Source organism: Thalassotalea piscium (genome assembly GCF_030295935.1).
Lineage (GTDB): Bacteria > Pseudomonadota > Gammaproteobacteria > Enterobacterales > Alteromonadaceae > Thalassotalea_B > Thalassotalea_B piscium.
Genome location: NZ_AP027362.1, coordinates 2,843,721 through 2,870,570 on the forward strand (window position 1 = coordinate 2,843,721; position 26,850 = coordinate 2,870,570).

General features: G+C 37.5%; 21 protein-coding genes. 15 read left to right on the forward strand and 6 right to left on the reverse strand.

Annotated elements, in window-relative coordinates; translation table 11 throughout:
- The first annotated feature begins 1 nt into the window (after window position 1).
- From nadD to QUD79_RS12575, 11 genes are all read left to right on the forward strand, one after another.
- A complete protein-coding gene (nadD, locus tag QUD79_RS12525) occupies window positions 2–670 on the forward strand; it encodes a nicotinate-nucleotide adenylyltransferase (RefSeq protein WP_184421672.1) in 669 nt (222 codons plus the stop codon).
- Between the two features lie 210 nt (window positions 671–880).
- Complete coding sequence (gene rsfS, locus QUD79_RS12530; protein ID WP_184421669.1) at window positions 881–1,198, forward strand: ribosome silencing factor; 318 nt, start codon at window positions 881–883, stop codon at window positions 1,196–1,198.
- 11 nt (window positions 1,199–1,209) lie between these two features.
- The gene (gene rlmH / locus QUD79_RS12535) at window positions 1,210–1,680 is read left to right on the forward strand and encodes a 23S rRNA (pseudouridine(1915)-N(3))-methyltransferase RlmH (protein ID WP_184421650.1); all 471 of its coding nucleotides are present in this window, start codon (window positions 1,210–1,212) and stop codon (window positions 1,678–1,680) included.
- Between the two features lie 2 nt (window positions 1,681–1,682).
- Complete coding sequence (gene mrdA / locus QUD79_RS12540; RefSeq protein ID WP_184421647.1) at window positions 1,683–3,653, forward strand: penicillin-binding protein 2; 1,971 nt, start codon at window positions 1,683–1,685, stop codon at window positions 3,651–3,653.
- Entirely contained in the window at window positions 3,653–4,768 is a 1,116-nt protein-coding gene (rodA, locus tag QUD79_RS12545) for a rod shape-determining protein RodA (protein ID WP_184421643.1), read from the forward strand. Before mrdA ends, rodA begins: the two co-directional genes overlap by 1 nt.
- Before the next feature lie 20 nt (window positions 4,769–4,788).
- The gene (locus QUD79_RS12550; protein WP_184421641.1) at window positions 4,789–5,571 is read left to right on the forward strand and encodes a septal ring lytic transglycosylase RlpA family protein; all 783 of its coding nucleotides are present in this window, start codon (window positions 4,789–4,791) and stop codon (window positions 5,569–5,571) included.
- A 125-nt stretch (window positions 5,572–5,696) separates the two neighbouring features.
- Complete coding sequence (locus QUD79_RS12555; RefSeq protein ID WP_184421638.1) at window positions 5,697–6,893, forward strand: serine hydrolase; 1,197 nt, start codon at window positions 5,697–5,699, stop codon at window positions 6,891–6,893.
- A 239-nt stretch (window positions 6,894–7,132) separates the two neighbouring features.
- Complete coding sequence (ybeD, locus tag QUD79_RS12560; protein ID WP_184421635.1) at window positions 7,133–7,396, forward strand: DUF493 family protein YbeD; 264 nt, start codon at window positions 7,133–7,135, stop codon at window positions 7,394–7,396.
- Between the two features lie 76 nt (window positions 7,397–7,472).
- Complete coding sequence (lipB, locus tag QUD79_RS12565) at window positions 7,473–8,132, forward strand: lipoyl(octanoyl) transferase LipB (protein WP_184421632.1); 660 nt, start codon at window positions 7,473–7,475, stop codon at window positions 8,130–8,132.
- Window positions 8,122–9,090, forward strand: coding sequence for a lipoyl synthase (gene lipA, locus QUD79_RS12570; RefSeq protein WP_184421629.1), 969 nt, complete (start codon window positions 8,122–8,124; stop codon window positions 9,088–9,090). Before lipB ends, lipA begins: the two co-directional genes overlap by 11 nt.
- A 217-nt stretch (window positions 9,091–9,307) precedes the next feature.
- Window positions 9,308–10,006 (forward strand): putative porin, encoded by a 699-nt coding sequence (locus QUD79_RS12575; RefSeq protein WP_184421627.1) that lies wholly within the window; start codon window positions 9,308–9,310, stop codon window positions 10,004–10,006.
- A gap of 298 nt (window positions 10,007–10,304) precedes the next feature.
- Here QUD79_RS12575 and QUD79_RS12580 read toward each other — a convergent pair whose 3' ends face one another.
- The 3 genes from QUD79_RS12580 to prmB are packed head-to-tail and all read right to left on the reverse strand — an operon-like array spanning window position 10,305 to window position 13,526.
- A complete protein-coding gene (locus QUD79_RS12580) occupies window positions 10,305–11,468 on the reverse strand; it encodes an MFS transporter (protein ID WP_184421624.1) in 1,164 nt (387 codons plus the stop codon).
- A gap of 22 nt (window positions 11,469–11,490) precedes the next feature.
- On the reverse strand, window positions 11,491–12,582 hold the full coding sequence (gene aroC / locus QUD79_RS12585; protein ID WP_184421621.1) for a chorismate synthase: 1,092 nt from the start codon (window positions 12,580–12,582) through the stop codon (window positions 11,491–11,493).
- 2 nt (window positions 12,583–12,584) lie between these two features.
- Window positions 12,585–13,526, reverse strand: a complete 942-nt coding sequence (prmB, locus tag QUD79_RS12590) for a 50S ribosomal protein L3 N(5)-glutamine methyltransferase (RefSeq protein WP_184421602.1) — start codon at window positions 13,524–13,526, stop codon at window positions 12,585–12,587.
- A gap of 74 nt (window positions 13,527–13,600) precedes the next feature.
- On the opposite strand from prmB, the gene smrB reads away from it, so the two are divergent.
- Window positions 13,601–14,143, forward strand: coding sequence for an endonuclease SmrB (smrB, locus tag QUD79_RS12595; protein ID WP_184421599.1), 543 nt, complete (start codon window positions 13,601–13,603; stop codon window positions 14,141–14,143).
- A gap of 83 nt (window positions 14,144–14,226) precedes the next feature.
- On the opposite strand, the gene sixA is transcribed toward smrB, so the two are convergent.
- Complete coding sequence (gene sixA / locus QUD79_RS12600) at window positions 14,227–14,700, reverse strand: phosphohistidine phosphatase SixA (protein ID WP_184421596.1); 474 nt, start codon at window positions 14,698–14,700, stop codon at window positions 14,227–14,229.
- Window positions 14,701–14,885: 185 nt separating this feature from the next.
- On the opposite strand from sixA, the gene QUD79_RS12605 reads away from it, so the two are divergent.
- The 3 genes from QUD79_RS12605 (at window position 14,886) to QUD79_RS12615 (ending at window position 22,698) form a co-directional block, all read left to right on the forward strand.
- The gene (locus QUD79_RS12605; protein ID WP_184421593.1) at window positions 14,886–17,666 is read left to right on the forward strand and encodes an insulinase family protein; all 2,781 of its coding nucleotides are present in this window, start codon (window positions 14,886–14,888) and stop codon (window positions 17,664–17,666) included.
- Between the two features lie 192 nt (window positions 17,667–17,858).
- A complete protein-coding gene (locus QUD79_RS12610; RefSeq protein ID WP_184421590.1) occupies window positions 17,859–22,358 on the forward strand; it encodes an EAL domain-containing protein in 4,500 nt (1,499 codons plus the stop codon).
- A gap of 127 nt (window positions 22,359–22,485) precedes the next feature.
- Window positions 22,486–22,698 (forward strand): hypothetical protein, encoded by a 213-nt coding sequence (locus QUD79_RS12615; protein ID WP_184421587.1) that lies wholly within the window; start codon window positions 22,486–22,488, stop codon window positions 22,696–22,698.
- Window positions 22,699–23,253: 555 nt separating this feature from the next.
- Here QUD79_RS12615 and fadJ read toward each other — a convergent pair.
- Together fadJ and fadI are read right to left on the reverse strand one after the other, a co-directional pair.
- On the reverse strand, window positions 23,254–25,389 hold the full coding sequence (fadJ, locus tag QUD79_RS12620; RefSeq protein ID WP_246454852.1) for a fatty acid oxidation complex subunit alpha FadJ: 2,136 nt from the start codon (window positions 25,387–25,389) through the stop codon (window positions 23,254–23,256).
- Window positions 25,389–26,693: an acetyl-CoA C-acyltransferase FadI gene (gene fadI, locus QUD79_RS12625; protein ID WP_184421581.1), complete on the reverse strand. Its 1,305-nt coding sequence runs from the start codon at window positions 26,691–26,693 to the stop codon at window positions 25,389–25,391. The genes fadJ and fadI overlap by 1 nt, the downstream gene beginning before the upstream one ends.
- Window positions 26,694–26,850 lie beyond the last annotated feature (157 nt).

The following is a 26,850-nucleotide window of genomic DNA, read 5'->3' on the forward strand; positions in this document are numbered from 1 at the left end:
AATGGGTAGTAAGGGTATTTCAATTAATACACACGAAATAGGTGTTTTTGGTGGTACATTTGACCCAATTCATAATGGGCATATTCAGTCAGTCACCGAAGGAGCAAGACACTTAAACCTAACAAAGGTTTTATTATTACCTGCTCACATCCCTCCTCATAAGTCTAACGTTATTGCTAGTAGTAAACATAGACTTGCGATGGCTGAAATGGTTTGCCAGCATCACCCATTATTTACCTGTGACGACCGAGAGTTACAAAGGCAAGCGCCATCTTATACAATTGATACACTTATTGAGATCAGTGAATGCTACCCTAAGAACACGCTTTATCTGTTTATAGGAATGGATTCTTTTATTAACTTTACCACTTGGTACCGCTGGCAAGACATACTCAAGCAATGCCATCTTATCGTTAGTGCTCGTCCTAATTATGTTATAACTGATATTAACCAAGAAACTCAGCAATTGCTTAGTCAATCTCAAGTGAATACCCCATCAATGCTAAAAAAACATAAAGCTGGTAAAATATACTTGTTTGAACAGTCTGACTTTTTAGTTTCTTCAACTGAAATTCGCCATCAATTACAACAGACTAACGAGCGTTTAGATAACATTCCAGACTATATTGCACAATATATTAAAGCACATAAACTATACCAATTGACTTAAATAAATTATGTTTTATTTGTCATAAAAACAACACTAGCAATTACAAGCTAATGCATTGATATAAAATGCTTTAAAATTTAACTTCAGGTATTTACCCTTTCAATCTTCAGTAATTTAAAGATTTGTTTCATTTCCTTGAAAAGTGTTAGTTAACCTTCACCATTTTTAATGATATTATGCTAGCAATACAAGTCAAAAAGAGAATACACATTGCAATCTGAAGCTTTAACTGCTTTTGTTGTTGAAAAAATCGAAGACATGAAAGGTCGCGATATCACAACAATTAATATTTCCGAAAAATCCAATTTTGCCGATTTTATGATCATTGCTTCTGGCAATTCAAACCGTCATGTAAAATCGATAGCTCAATCGGTTACGCTTGAATGTCGCGCTGAAGGCACCGAGCCACTTGGTGTTGAAGGAAACGATGTAGGCGAATGGTCACTCGTAGATTTAGGTGATGTAGTCGTTCACATTATGACCGACGAAATGCGAGACCGTTATCAACTAGAACAATTGTGGGAATAATTTAATTCGCTATGCGTTTAACCTTATATGCCGTTGGCAATAAAATGCCAGCTTGGGTGGCTGAAGGATTTAACGAGTATTGCCGACGTTTTCCTCGTGATATGTCATTTGATTTAGTTGAGATACCGCCAGGAAAACGAGGTAAGAACGCAGATATTGCCCGTATTTTAGAAAAAGAAGGTGAATTGACCCTTGCCGCTATTCCTAAAGGCAATAGAATTATTACCCTTGAAGTTGAAGGAAAACCTTGGACTACTCCAGTGTTAGCACAGCAACTCCAGCGCTGGCAACTTGATGGACGTGACGTAGCCCTGCTTGTTGGCGGACCAGAAGGTTTGGCTCCTGCTTGTATTCAAGCATCTGAGCAAAAGTGGTCTTTATCTCCCCTAACCCTACCGCACCCTATGGTAAGAGTCATCGTTGCTGAAAGCTTATACCGAGCTTGGAGTATTAATAACAACCATCCTTATCATAGAGAGTAACGATGGCAAGAAAGCGTGTTTCTATTCGCAATCATACCGCTGAAGCAAATTTATTTGCTCGAAGAGCCTTTTATGCACTAATGGGTGTTATGGCTATGTTATTGATCATGTTTTATAACGTGTTTCAATTAGAGGTAGTCTCTTATGAAAAATATAAAACTCGCTCAAACTCAAATAGAATCAAATTATTACCCGTTGCTCCTAACAGAGGACTCATTTACGACCGTAATGGTGTGCTTTTAGCAGATAACAAACCGGTTTATAGCTTAGAGATTATTCCAGAACAAGTAACAGATCTTGCTAAAACAATTAAAGAAGTCAGCCTTTTATTGGATATTAGCGAAGAACGCCAACAGAAGGTTTTTCAGTCTCTTAAAAGTAAACGTCGGTTTAAGCCTATTGAAATAAAATCTCGCTTAAGCGAGCAACAAGTTGCAATTTTCTCAGTTAATCAGCATAAATTTCCAGGGGTATTTATCGATGCACGCCTTAAGCGTTATTACCCTTTTGGCGACTTAACAACGCACTCGCTTGGTTATGTTGCTCGAATAAATCGCAGAGATGAAATAAAACTAGAAGAGCAAGGTAAAGCTGAAAACTACGCTGCCACGCGAAACATTGGTAAACTAGGGTTAGAGCGCTACTATCAAGATATTCTGCACGGGACCATTGGCAACCAAGAAGTAGAAATTAACAATCAAGGTAGAGTAATCCGCACATTAAGCTTTACCCCACCAGTACCTGGCAAAGATCTTACACTAAGCTTAGATATTGAGTTACAGATGATTGCTAAACGTGCTTTATCTGGAAGACGTGGTGCTATTGTTGCAATAGATCCCCGTGACGGTGGCGTACTCGCCATGTATTCAAACCCTAGTTATAACGGCAATTTATTTGTACATGGAATAAGTTACAAAGATTATAAAAAGCTGACTGGCTCAACCGACCTCCCATTAATTAATCGAGCGGTTCAAGGCTACCCCCCCGCTTCAACTATTAAGCCATTGCTTGCTCTGACAGGTTTAGAAGAAGAAATTATTACCGAACATACAACGATTAATGATAGAGGTGTTTATCAACTACCGGGTATTGAAACTAAACGACGCGACTGGAAAAGATGGGGACACGGCAAAGTTGATTTATCGAAGTCGTTAGAACAATCATGTAATATTTATTACTTCGATTTGTCTTATAAACTTGGTATTACCAAAATAGCACGAATGATGGAAAAATTTGGTTTTGGCGATTACACCGGTATCGACCTCCATGAAGAGAGTCGCGCCATTATGCCAAGTGTTGAGTGGAAACGCGCACGATATAATAAGGCTTGGTACACTGGAGAAACTTTATCCGTTGGTATTGGACAAAGTTATTGGACCGTTACGCCATTACAACTCGCCCAATCGATTTCAATATTAGTAAACAAAGGTCAAATAAAAGTGCCACACTTGTTAAAAGCTACCAGCGAGGTTAGTTTTAGCAATGATGGTGATGGATTACAAAGAGAAGCGATTACCAGTGAGTACCCAGTTGACTTCAAGCCACCTATTATCCTGAAAAATGATCGCAACTGGGAGCTCGTACTTGATGGCATGCATAACACCGTCCAGAAAAAAGGGGCTACTGCTTACACACCTTTTATAGGTGCACGTTATGATGCTGCGGGGAAAACAGGCTCAGCGCAAGTTGCAAATATAGCGCAAGGCGAAAAATATGACGCTGACGCAGTTGAAGAAAGTAAACGAGATAATGCGATGTTCGTTGCCTTTGCCCCTTATGAAAAGCCAGAAATAGTTGTTGCAGTTGCAATTGAAAATGTAGCAAAAGGCGGTGGTGCAAGTAACGCAGCCCCCGTTGCACGACAAATTATGGATCAATACTTCGGCAATCGTGAAATTATTAGTGAAAACAAACACCCATTACACGATGAAATTTATCAGGCTGCAGATAGCAAAAGAACTAGGAAAAGATAGTGCGTTCTACCGGACATGATCAACAAAAACAACGCAGTTTGTGGCAACGCCTGCATATTGATGTACCTTTATTGGCAGGAATTTTAGCCTTAATGGTGCTTGGTTTATTTATTGTATACAGCGCTGGCGGTCAAAGTATAGATATGGCGATCAAACAGGCCAGAAATATGGGAATTGCATTGATAGTGATGTTTGTTGTTGCTCAAATTCCACCATTAGTATACAGAAAATGGGCAGTAACATTTTTTGTTATTGGTATTTTATTATTAATTGGCGTACTTGTATTTGGCCACATAGGTAAAGGAGCAAGGCGTTGGTTAAACTTAGGCGTATTTATGTTTCAACCTTCTGAGGTAATGAAGCTGATTGTGCCAATAATGATTGCTTGGTTTGTTAGTCAACAAGACTTGCCCGTGCGGATCCTTAATATAATTCTCGCCTTTTTATTATTATTAATACCAACACTGCTTATTGCAAAGCAGCCCGACTTGGGTACGTCTTTACTGATTGCCTGCTCAGGCATTTTTGTTATTTTTCTTGCGGGTGCCAGTTGGAAGTTAATTGGTAGCTGCGTTGTATTAGCCTCAGCATTTACACCTATTTTGTGGATGTTTCTAATGAAACCTTATCAAAAGCAGCGGGTGTTAACTTTTTTAAACCCTGAACAAGACCCTCTTGGCTCTGGTTATCATATTATTCAGTCCAAAATAGCAATAGGCTCGGGCGGTTTGTTTGGTAAAGGCTGGCTTCAAGGTACTCAGTCACAACTAGAATTTTTACCCGAACGGCATACTGACTTTATTTTTGCCGTATTTAGTGAAGAGTTTGGCTTGCTTGGTGTTAGCATTTTATTACTCGTGTATTTAGCAATTGTAATGCGTGGCTTGTGGATCGCTGTGCATGCTCAACAGGCGTTTACTAAATTATTAGCAGGTAGCTTAACCTTAACATTTTTTGTTTATGTATTTGTAAATATTGGCATGGTTTCAGGCCTATTACCCGTGGTGGGTGTTCCGCTACCATTAGTCAGTTACGGTGGCACTTCCATGGTGACCTTAATGGCAGCCTTTGGTATATTAATGGCCATTAGTACACACCGACGTTTTCTTGGATAATAGGTAAAGAAATAGTTTATATGATTGTTAAAGCTCTGTTAGTTACATTAGCTGTTATTACTTTACTTTCTAGTTGTAGTCAACAATATGGGCGCTACCAGCAGAAACATGACAGTAGCCCAACCCGTATACCAACCAACCACGAATTAGCAGATGCAACACCGCGTGAAGAAGCAAAAAGCAGAGGGGGTAATAAAAACTATACTGTTCGCGGAAAACACTATCAGGTGTTAAGCCACGCTAAAGGCTTTACCGAAAAAGGGATAGCGTCTTGGTATGGTAATAAGTTTCATGGACATTTAACTTCAAACGGTGAAATTTATAATATGTATGGCATGAGTGCTGCCCATAAACATTTGCCATTACCAAGCTATGTTCAGGTAACCAATCTTAGTAATAATAAATCAGTTATTGTACGGGTAAATGACCGAGGCCCATTTCATCATAATCGAATTATCGACTTATCCTACACTGCCGCTTATAAACTAAATATGTTAAAAACAGGCACCGCAAAAGTACTTATAGAAGCCTTACCCAAAGTTCCTGAAAGTAGCCATACATCAAGTAATACCAAAAGTGACATTAAAGATCATATTCAGGTTTTTGCAACAAAAGATAAAGCTGTGGCTCAAAAAACGGCCTCTACTCTCTCATTGTTATATCAATATCCTGCGTTTTTCGTAGAAAATAATGGCATTTATCGAGTCCAATTAGGCCCAATTAAAAACAGCAACAACCTAAATTCATTAGTACAAAGCTTACGTAAAAATGGCTATTCTGGCGCATTTAAAGTCGCCTTGTAACTTTTTGCCACGATCTGTAACAATTTGCATTATTCTCCCCGTGGTATTCGAAAATAAAACTGGTATACTTTTGCACATATCGTACTTATTTCTTATAACTTAATTTATCATTTCACAGGATTGCTATGCCCTCAACATTGGTCAAAAAATTCCAAAATCATCAAAAGAAACTCATATCATTAGTGGGCGTTTTTACCTTAACTTTTTGCTCAATTTCTTTCGCTTCAACGATTATTCCCCCCCCACCTAAAATTTCAGCTAAAGGTCATATTTTAATAGATTATGAAACGGGGAAAGTCATTGCTGAAGAAAATGCCGATATGTTATTGGCACCTGCAAGTTTAACTAAAATGATGACTAGCTATATTATCGGAAAAGAAATACTCAACGGTAATATCAGCGAAACTGACAAGGTAAGAATCAGCGAAAAAGCCTGGGCCACCGGAAACCCTATTTTTAAAGGTTCATCGTTAATGTTCTTAGAAGTTGGCAAAGAAGTAGAGGTAAGTTTACTTAATAAAGGGATTATTATTTCTTCTGGCAACGATGCTTGTGTAGCAATGGCTGAGCATATTGCTGGCAGTGAAGGGGCATTTACTGACTTAATGAATGCACACGCCGAACAGCTTGGAATGCATAGCAGTTACTTTGAAAATAGTCATGGACTTGACAGTAAGGAGCACAAAACAACGCCACGTGACATGGCAACATTAGCAACAGCTTTAATTCGAGATGTACCTGCTGAATACGCTTTATACAAAGAAAAGTCTTTCAAATATAACAACATCCCTCAGTACAATCGTAACCGTTTATTATGGGATAAAAGTATGAATGTAGATGGTCTGAAAACAGGCCATACATCTCAAGCCGGTTATAGTTTAGTTACCTCTGCCACTAAAGGCGACATGCGCCTAATTAGCGTAGTTATGGGCACTGAAAGTGAACGAGCTCGAAACGTTGAAAGTAAAAAGCTATTAAATTACGGCTTTAGGTTCTTTGAAACCTACACTCCTTATCAAGCAGGCGAAAAATTTGTTACCGATAGAGTGTGGATGGGTGATATCAAGCAAGTTGATTTAGGTATTTTAGAAAGTACTCCTATTACTATACCACGCGGTAACCGCAAAAACTTAAAAGCTAACTTTGAATTATCCCGCCAATTAACTGCACCATTAAGTAAGGGTGAAGTTGTTGGTACTGTTTTCTTGCAACTTGATGGCGAAGATATCGGTAATTATCCTTTAGTCACTTTGCAGGAAGTAAAAGAAGGCGGAATTTTTAGTCGTTTAGTTGACTATGTAAAACTACAGTTTAATTTTTAATATTTGTAAAGCTCAGTGTTAAATCATTACCTTTGTAACTGAACTTTCTTGTTAGTTGATAAAGATCAATGTGCTAGCACTATATTAGTTAGTAAAACTATAAAACTCAGCAATCGCTGAGTTTTTTTATTTAGATAATATAGACAAAGTGTTGCAATAATAACAATCATCCCCATTTTGCATTGTTAACAAAGGTGATAAAATAACCCTATTCGCTATTTCGAGATCTGTGGTGCAAAATGAATACAAAATTTGATGAGTTATTAGAGTTCCCTACGGTATTAAACTTTAAAGTAATGGGTGTAGCCTGTGACGAGCTACCTGACCTAATTATTACTGAATTACAAAAGCATACACCGGGTGATTACTCCCCAAAGATAAAGCCAAGCTCAAAAGGCAATTATCACTCGGTGTCAATCGCTGTAACTGTCACAAGTAAAGATCACATAGAAACCATCTACAAAACATTAACTAAAATAGAAGAAGTGCGCTATGTACTCTAACAGTGCTTTTTTCACAAACCTATAAAGCTAGCTTTTATTCGGATATAATTACATTTACTGTACAACTAGAGACTCAATGTTGAAAAACTCGTTAATTATTCGCCAGCTTGGCGTGTTAGATTACACTACTGTTTGGCGATCAATGCAGCGTTTTACTGACGCAAGAACAGATGAAGTTGACGAACTCTGGCTAGTTGAACACCCGAGTGTATTTACACAAGGCCAGGCTGGCAAAGAAGAACACTTATTAATGCCCGGGGATATACCTGTAGTTAAAGTAGATAGAGGCGGCCAAGTTACCTACCACGGACCAGGACAATTAGTCATATATTTTATGATAAATTTACGTCGTCGAAAAATTGGCGTAAGAGAACTTGTAACGCTTATTGAAAATGCAATAGTAGGCTCGTTAGCTGACTTTGCTATCACCGCTTATGCAAAACCAGACGCACCGGGTGTATACGTTGAAAACAAAAAAGTAGCATCGTTAGGTCTTAGGGTAAGAAAAGGCTGTTCATTTCATGGATTGGCATTAAATGTAAACATGGACTTAGCTCCGTTTTTACGAATTAATCCTTGTGGTTATGCTGGTCTAGAAATGGTACAAACATGTGATTTAGGTGGCCCTGATACTATAGAAAGTGCCAATGAATCTTTAGTTAAGCATTTAGTTGCATTATTAAATGCACAAAACATTAAATATAAAACAGGATTGGATCAAAGTTATGACCACTAAATCATCTCGTATTGCTCCGGGCACAAAATTACGTGACGCTGAAAAAATGGCGCATATTCCAATTAAAGTAGTGCCTTCTGAACGAGAAACTATGCTGCGTAAGCCTGAATGGCTAAGAATTAAGCTACCCAGATCATCAGAGCGTATCGATCAAATAAAAGCATCACTACGTAAACACGACCTACATTCTGTTTGCGAAGAAGCATCATGCCCTAATTTATCTGAATGTTTTAATCACGGCACTGCAACTTTTATGATTTTAGGCGCTATTTGTACCCGTCGTTGTCCATTTTGCGATGTTGGACACGGGCGACCGCTACCTGTCGAAACTGAAGAACCGAGAAAACTCGCTTTAACTCTTAAAGATATGGCGCTTAAATACGTGGTAATTACCTCAGTTGATCGTGACGACTTACGCGATGGCGGCGCACAACAATTTGCAGAGTGTATTAAAGAAATTGACATTCATGCACCTAATACAAAAGTAGAAATACTTGTGCCCGATTTTCGTGGCCGTATGGACCGTGCGCTAGAAATATTAAATCAGCACCCACCACACGTATTTAATCACAATTTAGAAACTGCACCACGCTTGTATACCAAAGCACGTCCCGGTGCTAACTATCAGTGGTCATTAGACTTACTGAAAAAATTTGGCGAGGCTAACCCTAGCGTTCCAACTAAATCCGGCTTAATGGTTGGCTTAGGTGAGACCAACGATGAGATATTAGCCGTCATGCGAGATTTACGTGCTCATGGCGTGACTATGTTAACCATTGGTCAATATTTACAGCCAAGTAAACATCATTTACCAGTTGAGCGATATGTTCACCCTGATGACTTTGATATGTTTCAAAAAGAAGCAATGAAAATGGGGTTTGAACATGCGGCATGCGGACCACTAGTTCGTTCAAGTTATCACGCAGATAAACAAGCCGCAGGTGAAGAAGTTAAATAATACAACGAACTAAAAAATCTTATCAAAAAGCTTGTTTTCTTTATTCTAGAAAAGTATAGTGCGCGCGAAATGGATATTCGGCGCTAAATACACCTTCGCAATAATACCTGATTCATTAATTAAGTGAGATTGGTATAACTATTTAGCGGGTATGTAATATCCATTCTCTCCGTACTTTTCCCATGGGAATATACCTAACATATAAAGGATTTATATAATGAAAACACGTGCAGTATTCTTCGGTTTATCTTTAATTTCTTCGGCTGTATTAGCTAACGACTACAATACTCAAGTTGATCTTGATTATTTAACTGTTGATAGTTTTGACAGCATAAAACTTGAAGGCACATATTACCTTAACAACGTTACTACAAATAATACAGCATGGTCAGAAGCTGCATTTATGGGCCGAAACACAAGTGTTAGCCTATCTTATGCTGACTTTGATGGTGATGCCTCTCAAGTAGTATTAAGTGGTGATTATTACCAAAATGACCTTTTTGTTGGTTTAGATGTATCTTATATCGACATTGATGGCAGTGGCAGTGACACTGGAGTAGTTGGTGAAATTGGTTACTTTATTGATACTAATTGGATGATATCTATATCTGGTGCTGATGAAGAGTTTTCAGACTCTTTAGCGTTAAATACTAAATACATTGCTACATTAAGTAACGGGACATTTATTAACCTAGAAGCATCTTACCTTAATTTAGATAACGACTTTACAGCTTCAGCTGACTACTTTTGGACACCTCAATCAAGTGTAGGCTTAAGCTTATCAACTGAAGAAGGCGTTCACGGCTCAGTGCGTGCTCAGCACTTTTTTACGTCATCTATTTCAGCTCGTGTAGAGTATGTTTCTTTAGAGAATAGCGATGATGGGTTTCTACTTGGTTTAACGGCTCGCTTTTAAATTAATACCAGTTTCATTAATTAAGTGATCTACTTTCTACGCAATGAAAACCGTCAAATACAAGGCGTTTATTTTCATAACTAGTTGTTCAGGGCAATTATGCTCCAGCATTGCCCACATAAGCTACATTCTTGTAGCGATAATTATAAAATAAATAACGCAGTAGTTGACTGTTTTAGCCAGTAGAAATGTTCACATAGTTAGTGAGATTGGTATAAATAATAGTTTGGGAGACAGTTATCTCCCAAACTATCTCGTTCGCTTTTTCCAAACTTTGAAAAAAATTTCACATTATAAGCTATTTAAACACCTCTAGTGTGTGCTTCTCCTTCATTAACAATGTCACTATTGCACCAATTAACGCCACTATTGCCGCATAGTTAAATGCTTGTGTTGCGCCAATACCACCTTGCCAAAGCACGCCTGCAATATAAGCACCTAATGCTCCACCAACACCATAAACACCGCCAATATATATCGCTTGCCCACGGTTTTGCTGATTAGCGGCAAAGTGTTGTTGCAAATACTGAATCGACGCACTGTGATATAGTCCAAAGCTGGCAGCATGCATTAGCTGAACAATGAGAAGTATCCATGCACTCCCAGCAAATGAGCCTGTTAAATACCAACGAATTGCTGAAATAAACATACTAATGCTGATCAGCCAAATAGCGCCAAATAACTGATATAAACGCCCTGCAATAATGAAAATACCTATTTCTGCTATAACCCCAATAGAGATATACAATCCAGCAGCAAATGCAGGGTACTCTAAGTCTCTTAAATATAAAGCAAAAAAACTATTATATGGGCCGAAGCTTGCTTGTAGCAGCAAACCTGCAATAAAAAACATGATAAAGCCTTTAGTTAAAAGCTTATCAATAATACGGCTCGTTTTAACTTGGCTTGAAGCACCTAACCTAGGTTGTTTTACAAAAAGTGTTGATAAGTAAAGACAAATGAGAATAATAAATCCGATAATAGTGAATGTTTCACTACCAAAAGTATCAAGTAACTCTCCACTAATAATCGCTAGTACAATAAAACCAATACTTCCCCATAAACGAACACGAGCGTAAATTTTTGGACTACGTTTAATTGATGTTAGTGTTAATACTTCTAACTGAGGAAGAATTGCGGTCCAAAACAAGCTAAACATGGCAAGAGCAAATGTCATAGGCCAATAAGTTTCGACAAAAAATAGCATCGCGAAACATATACAGGTTAGCAAAGCTCCTAAACGAATAACGGCTAATTGCTTGCCACTTTTGTCTGCAATAATAGCCCACAGCGATGGACCAATGATTTTAGTCGCAGTAAAAATAGCTAGGATTTCTCCAATTTCTATTGAAGAAAAGCCATTACCATCAAGAAAAACAGGTAAAAAAGGTACCACCAAGCCAAGAATACTAAAATACCAAAAGTAGCTAGATGATAATCGAACAAATAAAGGCGAACTCATCGGCCCAGTCTGTTCAAAGTTATTAGCGGCAAATATCTGGCGTTATACACTCTACATCAGCATTTTGAGCTCTATGGCGTAAATAGTGATCAACTAATGTTAAGGCTACCATAGCCTCTGCTATTGGTACTGCTCTAATACCAACACATGGATCGTGTCTACCTTTAGTAATAATATCTGTGGCTTGCCCCGTAATATCGACAGTTTTTCCGCTAACACCAATACTCGATGTTGGTTTTAAAGCAGCATAAGCAATGATATTTTGACCTGAAGATATACCACCTAAAACGCCACCTGAGTGATTTGTTTCAAAGCCACTTGGCGTTAATTCATCACGATGCTCAGAGCCTTTTTGATCAACAACCGCAAATCCATCGCCAATTTCTACACCTTTAACCGCATTAATTCCCATTAATGCATGAGCAATATCTGCATCTAAACGATCAAAAATAGGTTCACCAAGACCAACAGGCACATTTTCAGCAACAACCATAATTTTTGCGCCAATTGAGTCTTTTTCTTTAATAATGCTTCTTAACAACTCGTCTAATGCTTCGAGTTTATTAACGTCAGGAAAGAAAAAAGCATTTTGTTCGACTTGTTGCCAATCAATAGTTTCGGCAACCACGTTACCTATTTGCGTAACACAACCTTTAATTTCAATATTAAACTTTTGTTTTAAATATTTTTTAGCAACAGCGCCCGCAGCTACACGCATTGCTGTTTCACGAGCAGATGAACGCCCACCACCGCGGTAATCACGAATGCCATATTTCTGCCAATACGTGTAATCAGCATGTCCTGGACGAAAAGACTGTGCAATATTGCCATAGTCCTTTGAACGCTGATCGGTATTTTCGATCATTAACCCTATCGGCGTGCCTGTAGTTTTACCTTCAAACACACCTGATAGAATTTTAACTTGGTCGGGTTCACGACGGGCTGTTGTATAGCGAGATGTGCCAGGGCGTCGACGATCTAAGTCAACTTGAAGATCCTCTTCTGAAAGTGAAATACCCGGCGGGCAACCATCTATGATTGCGCCTAAACCAAGCCCATGACTTTCTCCAAAAGTGGTTACTGTAAATAACTTACCAAAAGTGTTTCCTGACATGATTACCCTTTCATTCGTTCGTTAAAAATTTTTGTATTTTGTTCTAGTTGCGCTTTCGAAAGCGCAAATACACCATGGCCGCCACGTTCAAAAGTAATCCACCGAAAATCAACTTCTGGATATAAAGCTTCCACATGTACCTGCGAGTTGCCAACTTCACATACTAACCAGCCATCGTTAGCTAAGTATGTTGCGCTTTGCGCTAGTATCTTTCTTACGATGTCTAAACCATCTTCACCACAGCCCAAGCCCATTTCAGGTTCATGTTGAAACTCTGCAGGCAGGGAGTCAACGTCTTCACTATCAACGTAAGGGGGATTGGTAACAATTAAATCATATTTTTGCCCTTCAAGCCCAGAAAAGACATCAGATTGAATTGGAATAACTTGTTCAGTTAAACCATGATTTTCAATATTTATTTGTGCAACATTTAATGCGTCAATAGATAAGTCTGCTGCATCGACGTCAGCCTCAGGAAAGAAAGTAGCACAAGCTATAGCAATACAACCACTACCGGTACATAAGTCTAATATTTTATTAATGGGTTGATGCTCATCAATAATACTATTAAACCGTTGCTCAATCAGTTCTGCAATTGGAGAGCGCGGCACGAGCACACGTTCATCAACATAAAATGGGAGACCTGCAAAATGAGCCTGATTAATTAAATATGCTGCAGGTATTTCTTCATCAACCCTACGAGAAATTAAGGCCAGTATTTGCTCTTTTTCATGAGTTAATATCTGGCACTGCATAACATGCTCGGTTAGCTCACTTGGTAAATTCAAAGAAAATGTCACTAATGTTATTGCTTCATCCCATGCATTATCTTGTCCGTGACCAAAGTATAAGTCTGCTTGATTAAAGGTACTGGTAGCAAATCGAATAAAGTCACCGATCGTATGAAGCTGAGTTGAAACATCATTAGCATTAAAATGAGACACTTTATCCCCTAAATAAATTTGATTAAAAGACCATTTTACTTGTTATTCACGGTAGATATTTTTAGACTTCACTAATGAAATTTAAAGATGCGTTATCAACTCAAGAAAAACAGCTGTTTAAAGAGGCCATAGGTAAGGTAAAACCTTTGGTGCAGGACACAATACACCCGTCGAAAAGAACCATCAAGCAGAAATCGTCTTTAGGGCAACAAAAACAAGCTAAACAAGTAGCTAGCTTTCATTTTTCAGATGAATTTGAACCCAATTTGGCCAGTAACGGGCCGGTAAAATATGTTAGGGATGATGCGCACAGTTACGAGGCTAAAAATTTAAGACGTGGAGCTTACGTTCCAGACTTGATCTTAGACTTACATGGACTTGACCAATATCAAGCAAAAAAAGAGATCGCAGCATTGTTATTTGCTTGTCAAAAAGAGCATGCACAGTGTGTATGTATTGTTCATGGTTTAGGGGCTCGAATATTAAAAAACAAAGTACCGCACTGGTTAGTGCAGCATCCAGATGTTATTGCTTTTCATCAAGCGCCACTTGAGTGGGGTGGCAACGGGGCGTTATTAGTACTAATTGAACTCCATGATAAATTTACTCGTGATTAACACCTTCAGACGTACTATAGCTTTCATTGTAGGTGTTTACGGATTAACGCTCTTTTATATCAACTATACTTAACTTTGTGAGCTTATATATCACTTGGGCTAATTAAGCTCACCAAACGCCCTTTCATTAAGGTTACATCGTAATCAATATGAGCAATTGCAGCCGTTTGAAATATAGGAGCATTAGACTCTAACGTTAATTCGGCTAATAAATAACTCACTAATGGCATATGAGAAACTATTAATATCGACTCAATAGTAGCGCTAGTTAATAAACCATCAATATAGTCATGTACTTGTTTAGCGTTACCTTCAGGGGTAATAAAATCAACGGTAATAGGTTTTGCAAAAATTTTAGGATGTTTAATAATTTGTTGAGCTGTTTGCTGTGCTCTTACATATGGGCTAACCAGTATGCGCTCTATATCGCCATGTGCTGAATTCAGCCAACTTGCCATTTTTTCGACTTCATCAAAACCATTTTTGGTTAATTTACGGTTAGCATCTGATTCACTAAAAGGGGTTGCTTGCCCATGACGCATGACAAAAAGCTGCATAAAAAACTCGTATATATGAGTGAACTTAAGTAATTGCGGCTATAGTAAAGGATAATGAACAATTGTTATAGCCTAAGATAAGAATATATTAGACTCTTATTATGCCTTAAGGTAGTTTACAACAATTGTAGCAATAACTATTTGGCGAATATGATGATTTCATCATTTTTAGTGGGTACTTTCTTTTGAAAATAAGTCCTAATGATCATAAGCAATATCAGTCGTTAACTTTAGCGAATGGGCTTAGGGTTTTACTTGTTCACAATACAGAGTCCGCTAAATCAGCGGCAGCGCTGGCTGTTAATGTTGGTCACTTCAATGACCCCATTGATCGCCAAGGACTTGCCCATTTTCTGGAGCATATGCTTTTTTTAGGAACTGAAAAATATCCCGATGGAAGTGAATACCAACAATTTATTAGTCAATATGGTGGCTGTAATAACGCGTGGACAGCCACTGAACATACTTGTTTCTTTTTTGATATTCATCATCAACATTTTGAAATTGCTATTGAAAGATTCGGACAATTTTTTACAGCTCCTTTATTGTCACAAGAATTTGTTCAAAAAGAACGTAAAAATATAGACGCAGAGTTTAAACTCAAGCTTAAAGATGAAATTCGGCGTTTGTACGATGTTCATAAAGAGACAGTTAACCCTAAACACCCCTTCGCTAAATTTTCTGTCGGTAATAGCGAAACTCTAGCTGACAGAGAAAACAGCCAACTTCACGATGAAGTAAAAGCCTTTTTTGAAAAATACTACTTAGCAAATGCTATGACCTTGGTACTAGAAGGCCCTCAAGAACTTGAGCAATTAAAAACTTTAGCAATAACCAATTTTAGCCAGATTACTGCAGGTAAAATAAAGCAGCCCGAAATTATGCATCCGCTTTATTTGGCAGAGCATTTGCAAAAAATTATCAAAGTACAACCTGTCAAAAAAGATCAGCAACTTATCATTAGCTTTGCTATGCCTGAAATACACCAGTTTTATCGTAACAAACCCGAAGCTACTTTAATTTATTTGTTAGGTCACGAGGGTAAAGGCAGTATTTTATCACTATTAAAAGAACAAAATTTAGCGTTTGCATTAACTGCAGGCTCCGGTATTCATGGCTCAAACTTCAAAGACTTTAATATTAATATTAGGCTAACCGAACATGGTCAAGCCAATATCAATTTGATTGTATCAGCCATATTTCAATACCTTATACTTATTAACCCTGAAGAAATACCTGAATATTACTACCAAGAAAAAAAGTCGCTTGCCGAAATATCGTTTCAATATCATGAGAAATCAAAGCCAATTGATTCGGTGTGCCAACTTGCGATAAGTATGCAGCATTATAATAATCAAGACATATTATACGGCGATTATGCAATGGACGGACTAGATCGTAACGGCTTATCGTATCTACAAAGTTTTCTAAAGCCAACCAATATGCGACTGATATTAATTGGAGAATATCGTAATTTAGATTGTATGAGCCAGTGGTATCAAGTGCCTTATTCAGTAGCCTCAATCGAAAGTGATTTAATTGACCAGTGGGAGAACGTTACCCCCAATGACAACTTATACTTACCTACGAAAAATCCATATATCGTTTACCAGCCAAAAGTACTTAAGAATGAACAGAGTAATATGTTATTGCCTGAGCTGATCAGTCAAGAAAGTGGCTTATCTTTGTGGTTTAAACAAGATGTTACTTTTAAAGTACCTAAAGGTTATATATACATTAATATTGATAACCCAAAGGTATTAGAGAGCATAGAAAATATTGCCATGACACGGTTATTCGCAGATTTATTTAGCGATGATATTGTTGAGCAGTTTTATAATGCTGAGCTCGCTGGTATTAATTATAGTTTTTTCTCGAACCAAGGTGGTTTAACGGTTCAGCTGTCGGGATTAAGTGAAAAACAGCCAACTCTGTTAAAACATATACTGGCGCGACTACAAGCGTTTAAATGCACTAAGCAGCAATTCGAGTTATTTAAACTGCAATTACTTTCACACTGGGATAATGGTAATAAGAACAAATCTATCTCACAGCTTTTTGCTATTTTAAGTAGCTTATTGCAACCCTCAAACCCCAGCAGTAAGCTGCTTGCAAAGGCCCTGTCAGATATAAGTTTTGAAAGATTTACTACTTTTTATCAAACACTATTTGATCAAGTCGCATTTGAGATATTTATGCATGGGAATTGGCATAAAAAACATGCGTTAGCACTAAAAGAAACGATTATTAAAACATTTACACATAAATTTAACGACATAAACAAAGTAAAAGTACCTGTGCTTGATATTACCAAGCAGAAACATCTACAGTTACCATTAACACTTCCAGAGCATGACAATGCATGCGTTATTTACTTTCCAATGCCAAATAAAAGCCTTGAGATAACAGCAAAAACGATGCTAATTAGTCAATTGTTAGCACCCGACTTTTTTCAAGAAATGCGTACAGAAAAACAATTTGGCTATTTAGTTGGAGTAAGTTTCGTACCAATCAATAAATACCCTGGTTTAGCTTTTTATATTCAGTCACCAAATATCGTCGCTGAGCAACTGCAGTCTGCCATACAAAACTTTATAAATAGAAGCATACAAGTAATTAACGACTTTAGTGAAGATAATTGGCAGCACCTAGTCAGAGGTTTAGCAACTCAATTACAGGAGAGAGATACTAGCTTACGTATAAAAAGCCAAAGGTTTTGGGCATCTATTTGTAACGAAGATTACACTTTCACCAGAAAATCTCAATTAATTCAAACACTACTAGGTGTAACACGCAATGACTTAAAAAATTATATTATTACTCACATCTCTTTGCTAGAAAACACACCAGATTACCTATCATTACTATGCAACAAAGCGCCATTAGATATAAATAATGATAAAAGCACTGACCTTCTTCATGAAAAGTTAATAGAAATTACCACTAATTGCTCAACTAAATATTAAAAGTGCCGATAACAATTTGACTTCAATGTAGGCATCATTTGTAATGGTGCGAATAATAATAATAATTTGAGCGTTAGGGCCACGTGATCTGCGCCTATTTCGTATCCAAGCAAGGTTATATTTGTGTATAGATTTTCAATCAGGCATTGGTTATTCCGTTTCAAAAAAATGCGTTTAGAATCCCATTTACTCATGTTTATACTTTTACTGCCATGTGTAGTTGCAGCAAAAGAAATTACACTGCCATATATCAATACTGAGATTCGCTTCCAAAGTTTAGATACCTACGACGGCCTCTCGCAAAGTTACGCAATTGATATTATACAAGACAAACAAGGCTTTATTTGGATTGCTACGGGTGATGGACTCAATCGCTATGACGGCAATGAATTTGTTCACTACCGCAGTGACGCATTTGATCCCCATACTGTTGCCCATAACTTCATCCGTAACCTTTTTATTGATAATTCAGGCACACTTTGGGTTGGGACTGATGACGGCTTGAGTAGATACAATAATGAATTAGATAATTTTGATAACTTTACTCACGATGAGAATAATGATGAAAGCTTAACCGACAATATAGTGTGGGAGGTATATCAAGACAATAAGGGAATTATCTGGGTAGCAACGGAACTAGGATTACATAAATACAACGCTGGTACTGAAACATTTACCGCAATAAAAGTACGTGGCATCACCGACAAACTTCAAGAAATCAAAACTATATTTCAAGATAAAAAAGGGAATTACTGGCTAGGTACATATGAAAATGGCATTTATATTGTTAGTGAGGACTTTTCATACGCCGTTTCTTTACAAGAAAAAAACAAATGGGATTTGCAAGTTAACACCGACTCATTGCATGAAATAGAAGTTATTGACGATAATTATTGGCTTGCTACTAGTGATGGTGTTTTTGTTATTAACCAAACCTATCAAATAGTTGAACAATATCCATTTAACAACGGTCAAAAAAACAAGGGTCATACAGTTGTTAAAAGCATTGAAAATATCAAGAATACCCATGTTTGGTTAGCAACAAATGATGGGGTAAAGGTCATAAATTTACTTAGTGGGAAGATAAGTAAATACTTCGCTCAAGAAAATGCTTCAACTACGATTTCCCATAATGACATTTTCAGCATCAAAGCAGATAAATCTAATAAAGTTTGGATAGGATCCAGAAATGGAGTAAACATCTTCGACCCAAACGCTAATTTACTAAAAAATAGTACTCAAATAAATCCACAATTGAATGGAGCTGTGGCTTCATTCGTTCAATATAATGACACTATATTATTTTCTAGCGATGATGAACTTTACAGGCTGGATGATAAAAACCAAAATATACTTAAAATACACACTACCTTACAATCACCTATATATAAACTTTTAACAAATGGAAGTTCTCTCCTTATATTGACCGAAAATGATGAACTCTTCACATTAACTGAGGATGGTCAGTTAAAGAAACACAATAACTGGAAAAGCAATCAATTATTAGAGCCTTGGCGTAAATCTTTTTTACTTAATACAGAGCTTTGGTTTATCAACACGAATGGATTACTAAGCAGTTATAACATTGAAACACATACAATTAATGTTAAACAAAAGTTAAAGAACATTAGAGCTTTTGATATAAATATAAGCGATAACAATGATAAAAACAATTTCTGGTTGATGTCTAAGGATGGCTCAATATATAAGTATAATATCCCTAATAATGAAATACGCAAGATACCATTTACTTCACAAAGTAACTTTATTGCTAGTAAAGCTACCATAATAAAAAGTAATGACAGGTGGTTATTACTCGGCTCTGAAAGCCAAGGCGTGTTATTAATTGAAAAAGCTACAGGGGACTCTTACGTTTTTAATAATAAAGATGGGCTTAGTAATAATTTTATTGCTGATATTCAAGTAGATAATAAAAATAACTTTTGGTTTAGTACCAACAAAGGTATTTCAACCTTATCGACTAAAACGAAGAGAGTTCGCACGTTTGAAAGTCCTTTTGATTTAAAAAACAATGAATATTTCAATGGTAGCTCACTTATAACAAAGAATGGAATCGCGTATTTTGGAGGCCTAAAGGGATTTAGGTATTTTAATACCGCTGACTTACAACCCAGCAATCATCAATTCAGCAAGCCGGTACTAACACGATTACTCATTGCAAATCGAGAAGTTAAAGTAAGTAAAAACAATATCTCAACTTCAGAGCAAAGCACAAAAAAATCACTAACCATACCCAAGCAACTTAATAGTTTATCCTTATTAACCTTACAATATATTCACTCTCCTATTACTATAGAGTTCAGCTCCCCTAATGCTGAAATGAAACAAGATATTGCCTACAGATACCGTTTACAGGGTTTAGAAGACGAATGGATAGAGACAAGCGTAAACAAAGCTTATGCAACCTATACTAATTTAAGTGCTGGTAATTATACGTTTGAGCTCCAAGTATACGACTTGCTAAACCCTCAACACTTCAAAAGTAGAACACTTTCAATCGATATTCTTCCACCTTGGTGGTTGTCAAACGGCGCACTGCTTATTTATAGCCTATTGAGCTTATTAGTGATTGCTTATTTAATTCAACAGGTAAGACACAAACGACTGTCTCATTTACAAATAAAGCAAAGTGAAGAGCGCCTTAAGTTGTCACTTTGGGGAAGTGGCGATGAAATGTGGGATTGGAATATTAAAAGTGGAAAAATATACCGTTCTAATATTTGGGGAATTTTAGAATTTCCACAAGACGGCAAACGTAATGTTGGCGGTGATAAAACGAATGTTCATGAGAACGATATGCCAAGAATTCGAGAAGCGTTAGATGAACACTTTAAAGAGAAGACTGAACATTTTGAAGCCACCTACCGTGTTAGAAATAAAGAAAACAATTGGGTTTGGGTGTTAGACAGAGGAAAAGTAGTTGAACGTGACGATAAGGGCCAACCTGCCAGAATGACCGGCACCTTAAAAGATATTAGCCAAATGAAAAAAGCCGATGAGCGCTTAAAGCTTTTTGCAAAGTGTATTGAGAACATTTCAGATGCAGTAATAATTTATGATCGTTTATTTAATATTGTCGACATTAATAAGTCTTTCCAGCGCATTACAAATAAAACTAAGCGCCAAATGATTGGCAAAAGCATGAAGTTTAACCAGTATCCTGAGCACTTTACTCAAAATGTCAAAAAACATTTACTACAAAAAGGTGGTTGGCATGGAGAAATTGAGAGTAAACGTGAGAATGGTGAGGTTTACTTAACTGATTTAAACATTGATATAATTCGTGATGAGAGCGGTAATATATCTCATTTTGTCGGTGTATTTTCAGATATAACAAAGCGTAAAGCAACCGAAGCTGAACTGAGAAAGCTTGCGAATTCTGATACGTTAACTGGCTTACCTAACCGGTCCTACTTTCAAGCAAATCAAATGAGATTAGTTAAATCTGAAATACCTCATGCATTATTAGTGTTTGATCTTGATAACTTTAAAAAAGTTAACGACTCAATGGGGCATGAAGCCGGCGATATATTACTTTGTAAAGTCGCAGAGCGTATTCGCAGCGTTGGACGCAGCAACGACACCGTTTACCGTCTAGGTGGGGATGAATTTAGTATTATTGTTGAAAACACTAACGATATACACACTATAACCTCTATTGCTAAAAAAATTCTTAAAATAATTGCAGAGCCTTTAAAGTTAAGGAATCAAGAGATCGTCTTATTCTCAAGTATTGGTATAGTTCTGTACCCAGAAGATGGCGCTAACCCTCACGAACTGTTAAAAAATGCTGACACTGCCATGTATCATGCTAAAAACGCAGGCGGTAATCGTTATCAGTTTTTTAATGATTCAATGAATAAAAAAGCAGTAAAACGCTTACAAATCGAAAACTTAATTCGTCATGGGTTAAAAGAAGATTATTTTTCAGTGTTCTATCAACCAAAAATTGAAATATCAACAGGCAAAGTGGCCGGTATGGAGGCCTTGGTGCGTTTTGAAACGCCCTCAAAAGGCATTATCAGCCCTGTAGTATTTATTCCCGTTTCGGAAGAAACAGGGCAAATAATCGATATTGGTGAAATTGTATTAAGAAAAGCTTGTCATGCCACCAAAAAATGGGTTGATACAGGGTTGTTTGACGGTCGAATCGCCGTAAACTTATCTGCTGTACAGTTCACCCAGCCAAACCTGGTTGGTATGATCGCAGATATCCTAAAAGAAAGTCGGTTACCTGCTAAATATCTTGAGTTAGAGATCACTGAAGGCACTGTTATGGATTCTCCGCAAGCTGCAATAGAGACTATGCTTCAAATACGTGCGATGGGAATTCATTTATCGTTAGATGACTTTGGCACTGGCTACTCGTCATTAGCTTACTTGAAGAAATTTCCGCTTAACACATTAAAAATTGATAAGGCATTTATTGATGATATTGAAAGCTCAGAGCAAGGTCGTAATATGGTGGCTACTATTGTTACTATTGCTCACAACCTAGGTTTACAGGTTGTAGCGGAGGGCGTTGAAACGAATCAACAGCTAAGCTTTTTATCTGGGTTAAGATGCGAGCAACTTCAAGGCTATTTATACAGTAAACCGTTACCAGAAAAAGATTTTCGTAGTTATTTACTCTCACATCAAATTACTGACAAATCTACGTCGTTCAAATAATCTCACTAATTACGTTTTTTTGACGCTAGCGTTTAAGCTCTCGCTAGCACCTATTTTTAAAGGCCTTAACATATTGGCACACTTCTCGCTTAATGAAGTTGACTTTTAATAATAAGGAAAAATAAAAATGTTAACATCAATTATCTTAGCGCTATCAGTATCAGCAACTCCTGCAACACCGGTAGACTCTCTCGATTTATTACAACAAGAGAATGAGAATATAGCATCATCAGAAGTAGTTGCACGCAAGCATGTCCGTGTTGTACGTAAGCATGTACGTGTTGTACGTAAGCATGTTCGTGTTGAAGATAATAATTCAGCTGTAACAACTTCTTTATAGAGGTTTTTTATGCTAAAAATTATTAAAAAACTTTTTATTGCTGAGCCTAAAGCGAATGCAATAGCAGAAAAAATTGAAATAAACGAAATGCCTGCCAATGTTTGGTGGCGCTAGTTGAATTAAATAATCGCTACAAGGAAGTTAGCGACTATATTATAGAAATCTTCCCAGTCTCTAAAAGCTAAGCTTTTAATATTGAATAATCAAAACCGAATAACCTATTAATTTTCATTCGCTTTTTCATACAAAACATTGGCCATACTAATGGTCCAAAACACAACCCAGCACAAGCCCAGCGTTTCCTTCCTAAACCACTCGACATTGCCTGACAATAAAAAAATACAGAAAATATAAGTGCGATAAGGCTAATACAAAGCAACAACATAAAAACTTTAACCTAAATAGAGTATCAAAAAAACGCGCGCAAATATACGCCATGTAGCTATAATTTTCAAGGTTCAGTAAAAAACTTATCAATTTTTAGTACAAAAAAGAGGCAATAACCTGCCTCTTTTAGGTGAAACTCCGCCGTATTAGCGGCAATAAACTGATGCTTTAGTCGTAAAACTTACTATTTTCTTCAGCCATTTTAATCAGTAACTCACACGGAACAAATCGGTCACCATAGGCTTTAGACCATTGGTTCATTTTACTAACAATTTGAGGAGCGCCTATCGTATCAATATATCTGAAAGGGCCACCTAAGAATGGAGGAAAACCTATACCAAATATAGCACCAATATCTCCGTCCCTAGCGTTACGAATTATGCTCTCATCTAAACATCTCGCTGCTTCATTAAGCATCATATATACACATCTTAATGCTATATCATCCGTTGCAACTGTTTGTGTTTTATTAATGCCAAGTAAAGTATAAACACTCTCATCAACAGTTTTCTTTTTAGTGCTATTATATAAATAAAAGCCTTTTTTAACCTTTTTACCTAAGCGACCGTCAGCTATTAGTTTGTCAAATGCTGGTGGCGGTGAAAACCTATCACCAAGCTCTGCCTGTAGAATAGGGCCAATTTTAGCGCCAATATCTATACCAACTTCATCAAGAAGTTGCATCGGTCCTACAGGGAAACCAAACTTAACCAACGCCTTATCTAAAGCTTCTATTGGGGTGCCATCAAGCAGCATTAGCGCGGCTTCATTCATATAGGGAGCAAGTATACGGTTAACATAAAAACCCGCTTTATCTTTAACCACTATTGGCGTTTTACCTTGTTTTTTAGCTAAAGCAACCGTTGTTGAAATAGTTTCATCTGACGTTTTATCATGAGCAATAATTTCAGCAAGTGGCATTTTATCCACTGGTGAAAAATAATGTAGGCCAATCACATTTTCAGGGCGTTTAGCTTTAGCTGCTATTTGACCTATCGGTAGACTTGAAGTATTGCTGGCAAAAATCGTGTTTTCTTTACAGTTTGCTTCTATGTCTGCAACCATTGATTGCTTTAGTGATAAATCTTCAAAAACCGCTTCAATGACTACATCTGCTGACTTAAAACCTTTATAATCAAGCGCTCCTGTGATCATAGCCATTTGTTTTTGCATTTCACTTTTCAACATAAATCGACGTTTAACTTTTTTATTTAACAAGTCGAATGAATACTTTAACGCGTGATGAATCCCTTGGTGAGAAATATCTTTAATTCTAACCGGTAAATTAGCTTTAGTTGCTGTTACGAAGGCAATACCGCCACCCATTAAACCGCCACCTAAAACACCAACATTCTCAATGACTCTTGGAGCAACACCCTCAATCCCCTGCTCTTTTTTCATATCCGTTGTGGCAAAGAATATTTGACGGAGTTGAGCTGACTCTGGACTCATGACAAGTTGACCAAAGTGATCCGCTTCAGTTTGATAACCTTTGGCTAGTGTTTGTTCCACGCCCACTTTTACACAGTCTATAATTTTTATAGGTGCAGGGTAATTCCCTTTAGTTTTCGCAATAACACTCTTCAGCGCTTGACTGAAAAGCACTTTCCTACCTAAGCTGGTACGCTCGAGCGCTTTACCTACAAAAGAAAGTTTCACCTCTTTATTATTTTGTTGACCTGTTTTCACTTTACCCGATAAGGCAAGCTTTTCAGCCACACTAATCAATACACTGTTAGGGGCTACGTCATCAACCAAGCCAGACTTCAATGCCTGCTTAGCTCGTAATTGTTTACCCGTTAACATCATATCGAGTGCTTTTTGAATACCCACTAATAAAGGTAAGCGTTGTGTACCACCACTACCTGGTAACAAACCTAATTGTACTTCAGGTAAGCCTAGTGCTGTTTTAGCTGAATCACTACAAACACGAGCATGACATGCCATTGCTAGCTCTAAACCGCCACCTAAACAAGCGCCATTAATAGCAGCAACCACAGGTATAGATAAATTAGCAATTTGGTCGAAAATCATTTGTCCTTGGCGAGATAATGCCGTTGCTTCAGCTGCACTTTGGCAATTTGCCAACATGTTAATGTCTGCACCAGCAACAAACGAGTCTGCTTTACCACTTAGTAAGATAACCCCTTTCAAACTAGTATCAGATTTAATTTCCTGTAATACTTCAGCTATTTCGTCAGCAAATTCAGCTTTTAGGGTGTTCATCGACTCGCCATGAACATCCATCACTAAATGGGCTAAACCATTCTCTTGTTTTTTTAGAGTAAATGTATTGTTGCTCATTAGTCTGTCTCCACTATCATTGCTGCACCTAGACCACCTGCTGCACATGCGGTTGTTAACCCTATTCCACCGCCGCGACGGTTCAGTTCATTTAATGTTTGTACAATAAGTCGAGTACCAGTGGCAGCAAACGGATGCCCATAGGCTAATGAACCGCCCATCACATTAAACTTATCCATATCGATTTCACCAATGGCTTTATCACGATTCAAATGAGTTTGAGCAAACTTTTTACTGGCAAACATTTTCATATTTGCTAAAGCCTGAGCAGCAAACGCTTCATGCATTTCAATTAAGTCTAAATCTTTTAATTCTAATCCTGCACGTTTCAATGCTATTGGTGTTGCATAACTAGGACCCATTAACATGTCTTCCCATACATCAATTGCAGCAAATCCGTAACTACGTATATAACCTAATGGTTTATAGCCTAACTCTTTAGCTCGTCCTTCACGCATCATTAATACTGCTGATGCACCATCGGTTAATGCGGTACTGTTAGCCGCAGTCACCGTGCCATGCTTACGGTCAAATACGGGACGTAGTCTGGCATAACTTGCCAGCTCTGAGTTATCTCTATAACAGTTATCTTTGTCTACATAATGATTATAAGGCTCTACATGTGCAGCCATTACTTCACCATCAAGCTTACCTTCATTCCAACTTTTAGTTGCTAGTGTATGAGAACGGTGCGCTAACTCATCTTGTGCTTCGCGGGTTATCCCATGGGTTTTTGCCATTTGTTCCGCAGTTTGCCCCATTGAAAGCCCTGTTGAATATTCAGCTACAGCAGGAGGAACAGGTAAAATATCTTTTAAGCCAAGCTTTCTTATTAACGCAAACTTTTGTCCGAAAGTTTTCGCTTTGCTTAAGTCAAGTAACGTTCGGGCAAACTTTTTAGACACACCAATAGGGGCGACAGAAGATGAGTCTGCTCCACCAGCAACACCAACATCAACCATTCCAGACATTATTGACTCTGCAATGTTTACGGTTGACTGAAAGCTTGTTGCACAAGCTCGAGAAACACTGTAAGCATCGGTGTGTACGTTCATGCCAGTACCTAAAACAATTTCACGCGCAATGTTTGGAGCTTCCGGCATTTGCACCACTTGCCCAAAAACTAACTGTTGAATTATTTGCGGATCAATATCACTGCGCTTAATTAGCTCATTAACGACTATTTTACCTAAGTCTACCGCAGGAATACCATGAAATGCTGTCGCTTGCTTTACAAAAGGCGTACGTAATCCCGCTACAATCGCGATTCGCTCACCATTTGCTGTTTGAAGTTTTACTGTCATTCTATTTCCTTAACAAGAGGTCTGACCTCTGAGTTTATGCTTTAATTCTAACCATTAATATTATTTTTTCAACCTAAGCCTACTTTTTATTTAAACGCAGGTACAAACTAAGACTTAAAATACTGTCAATGATAATTAATTTTTACAATTTAATACT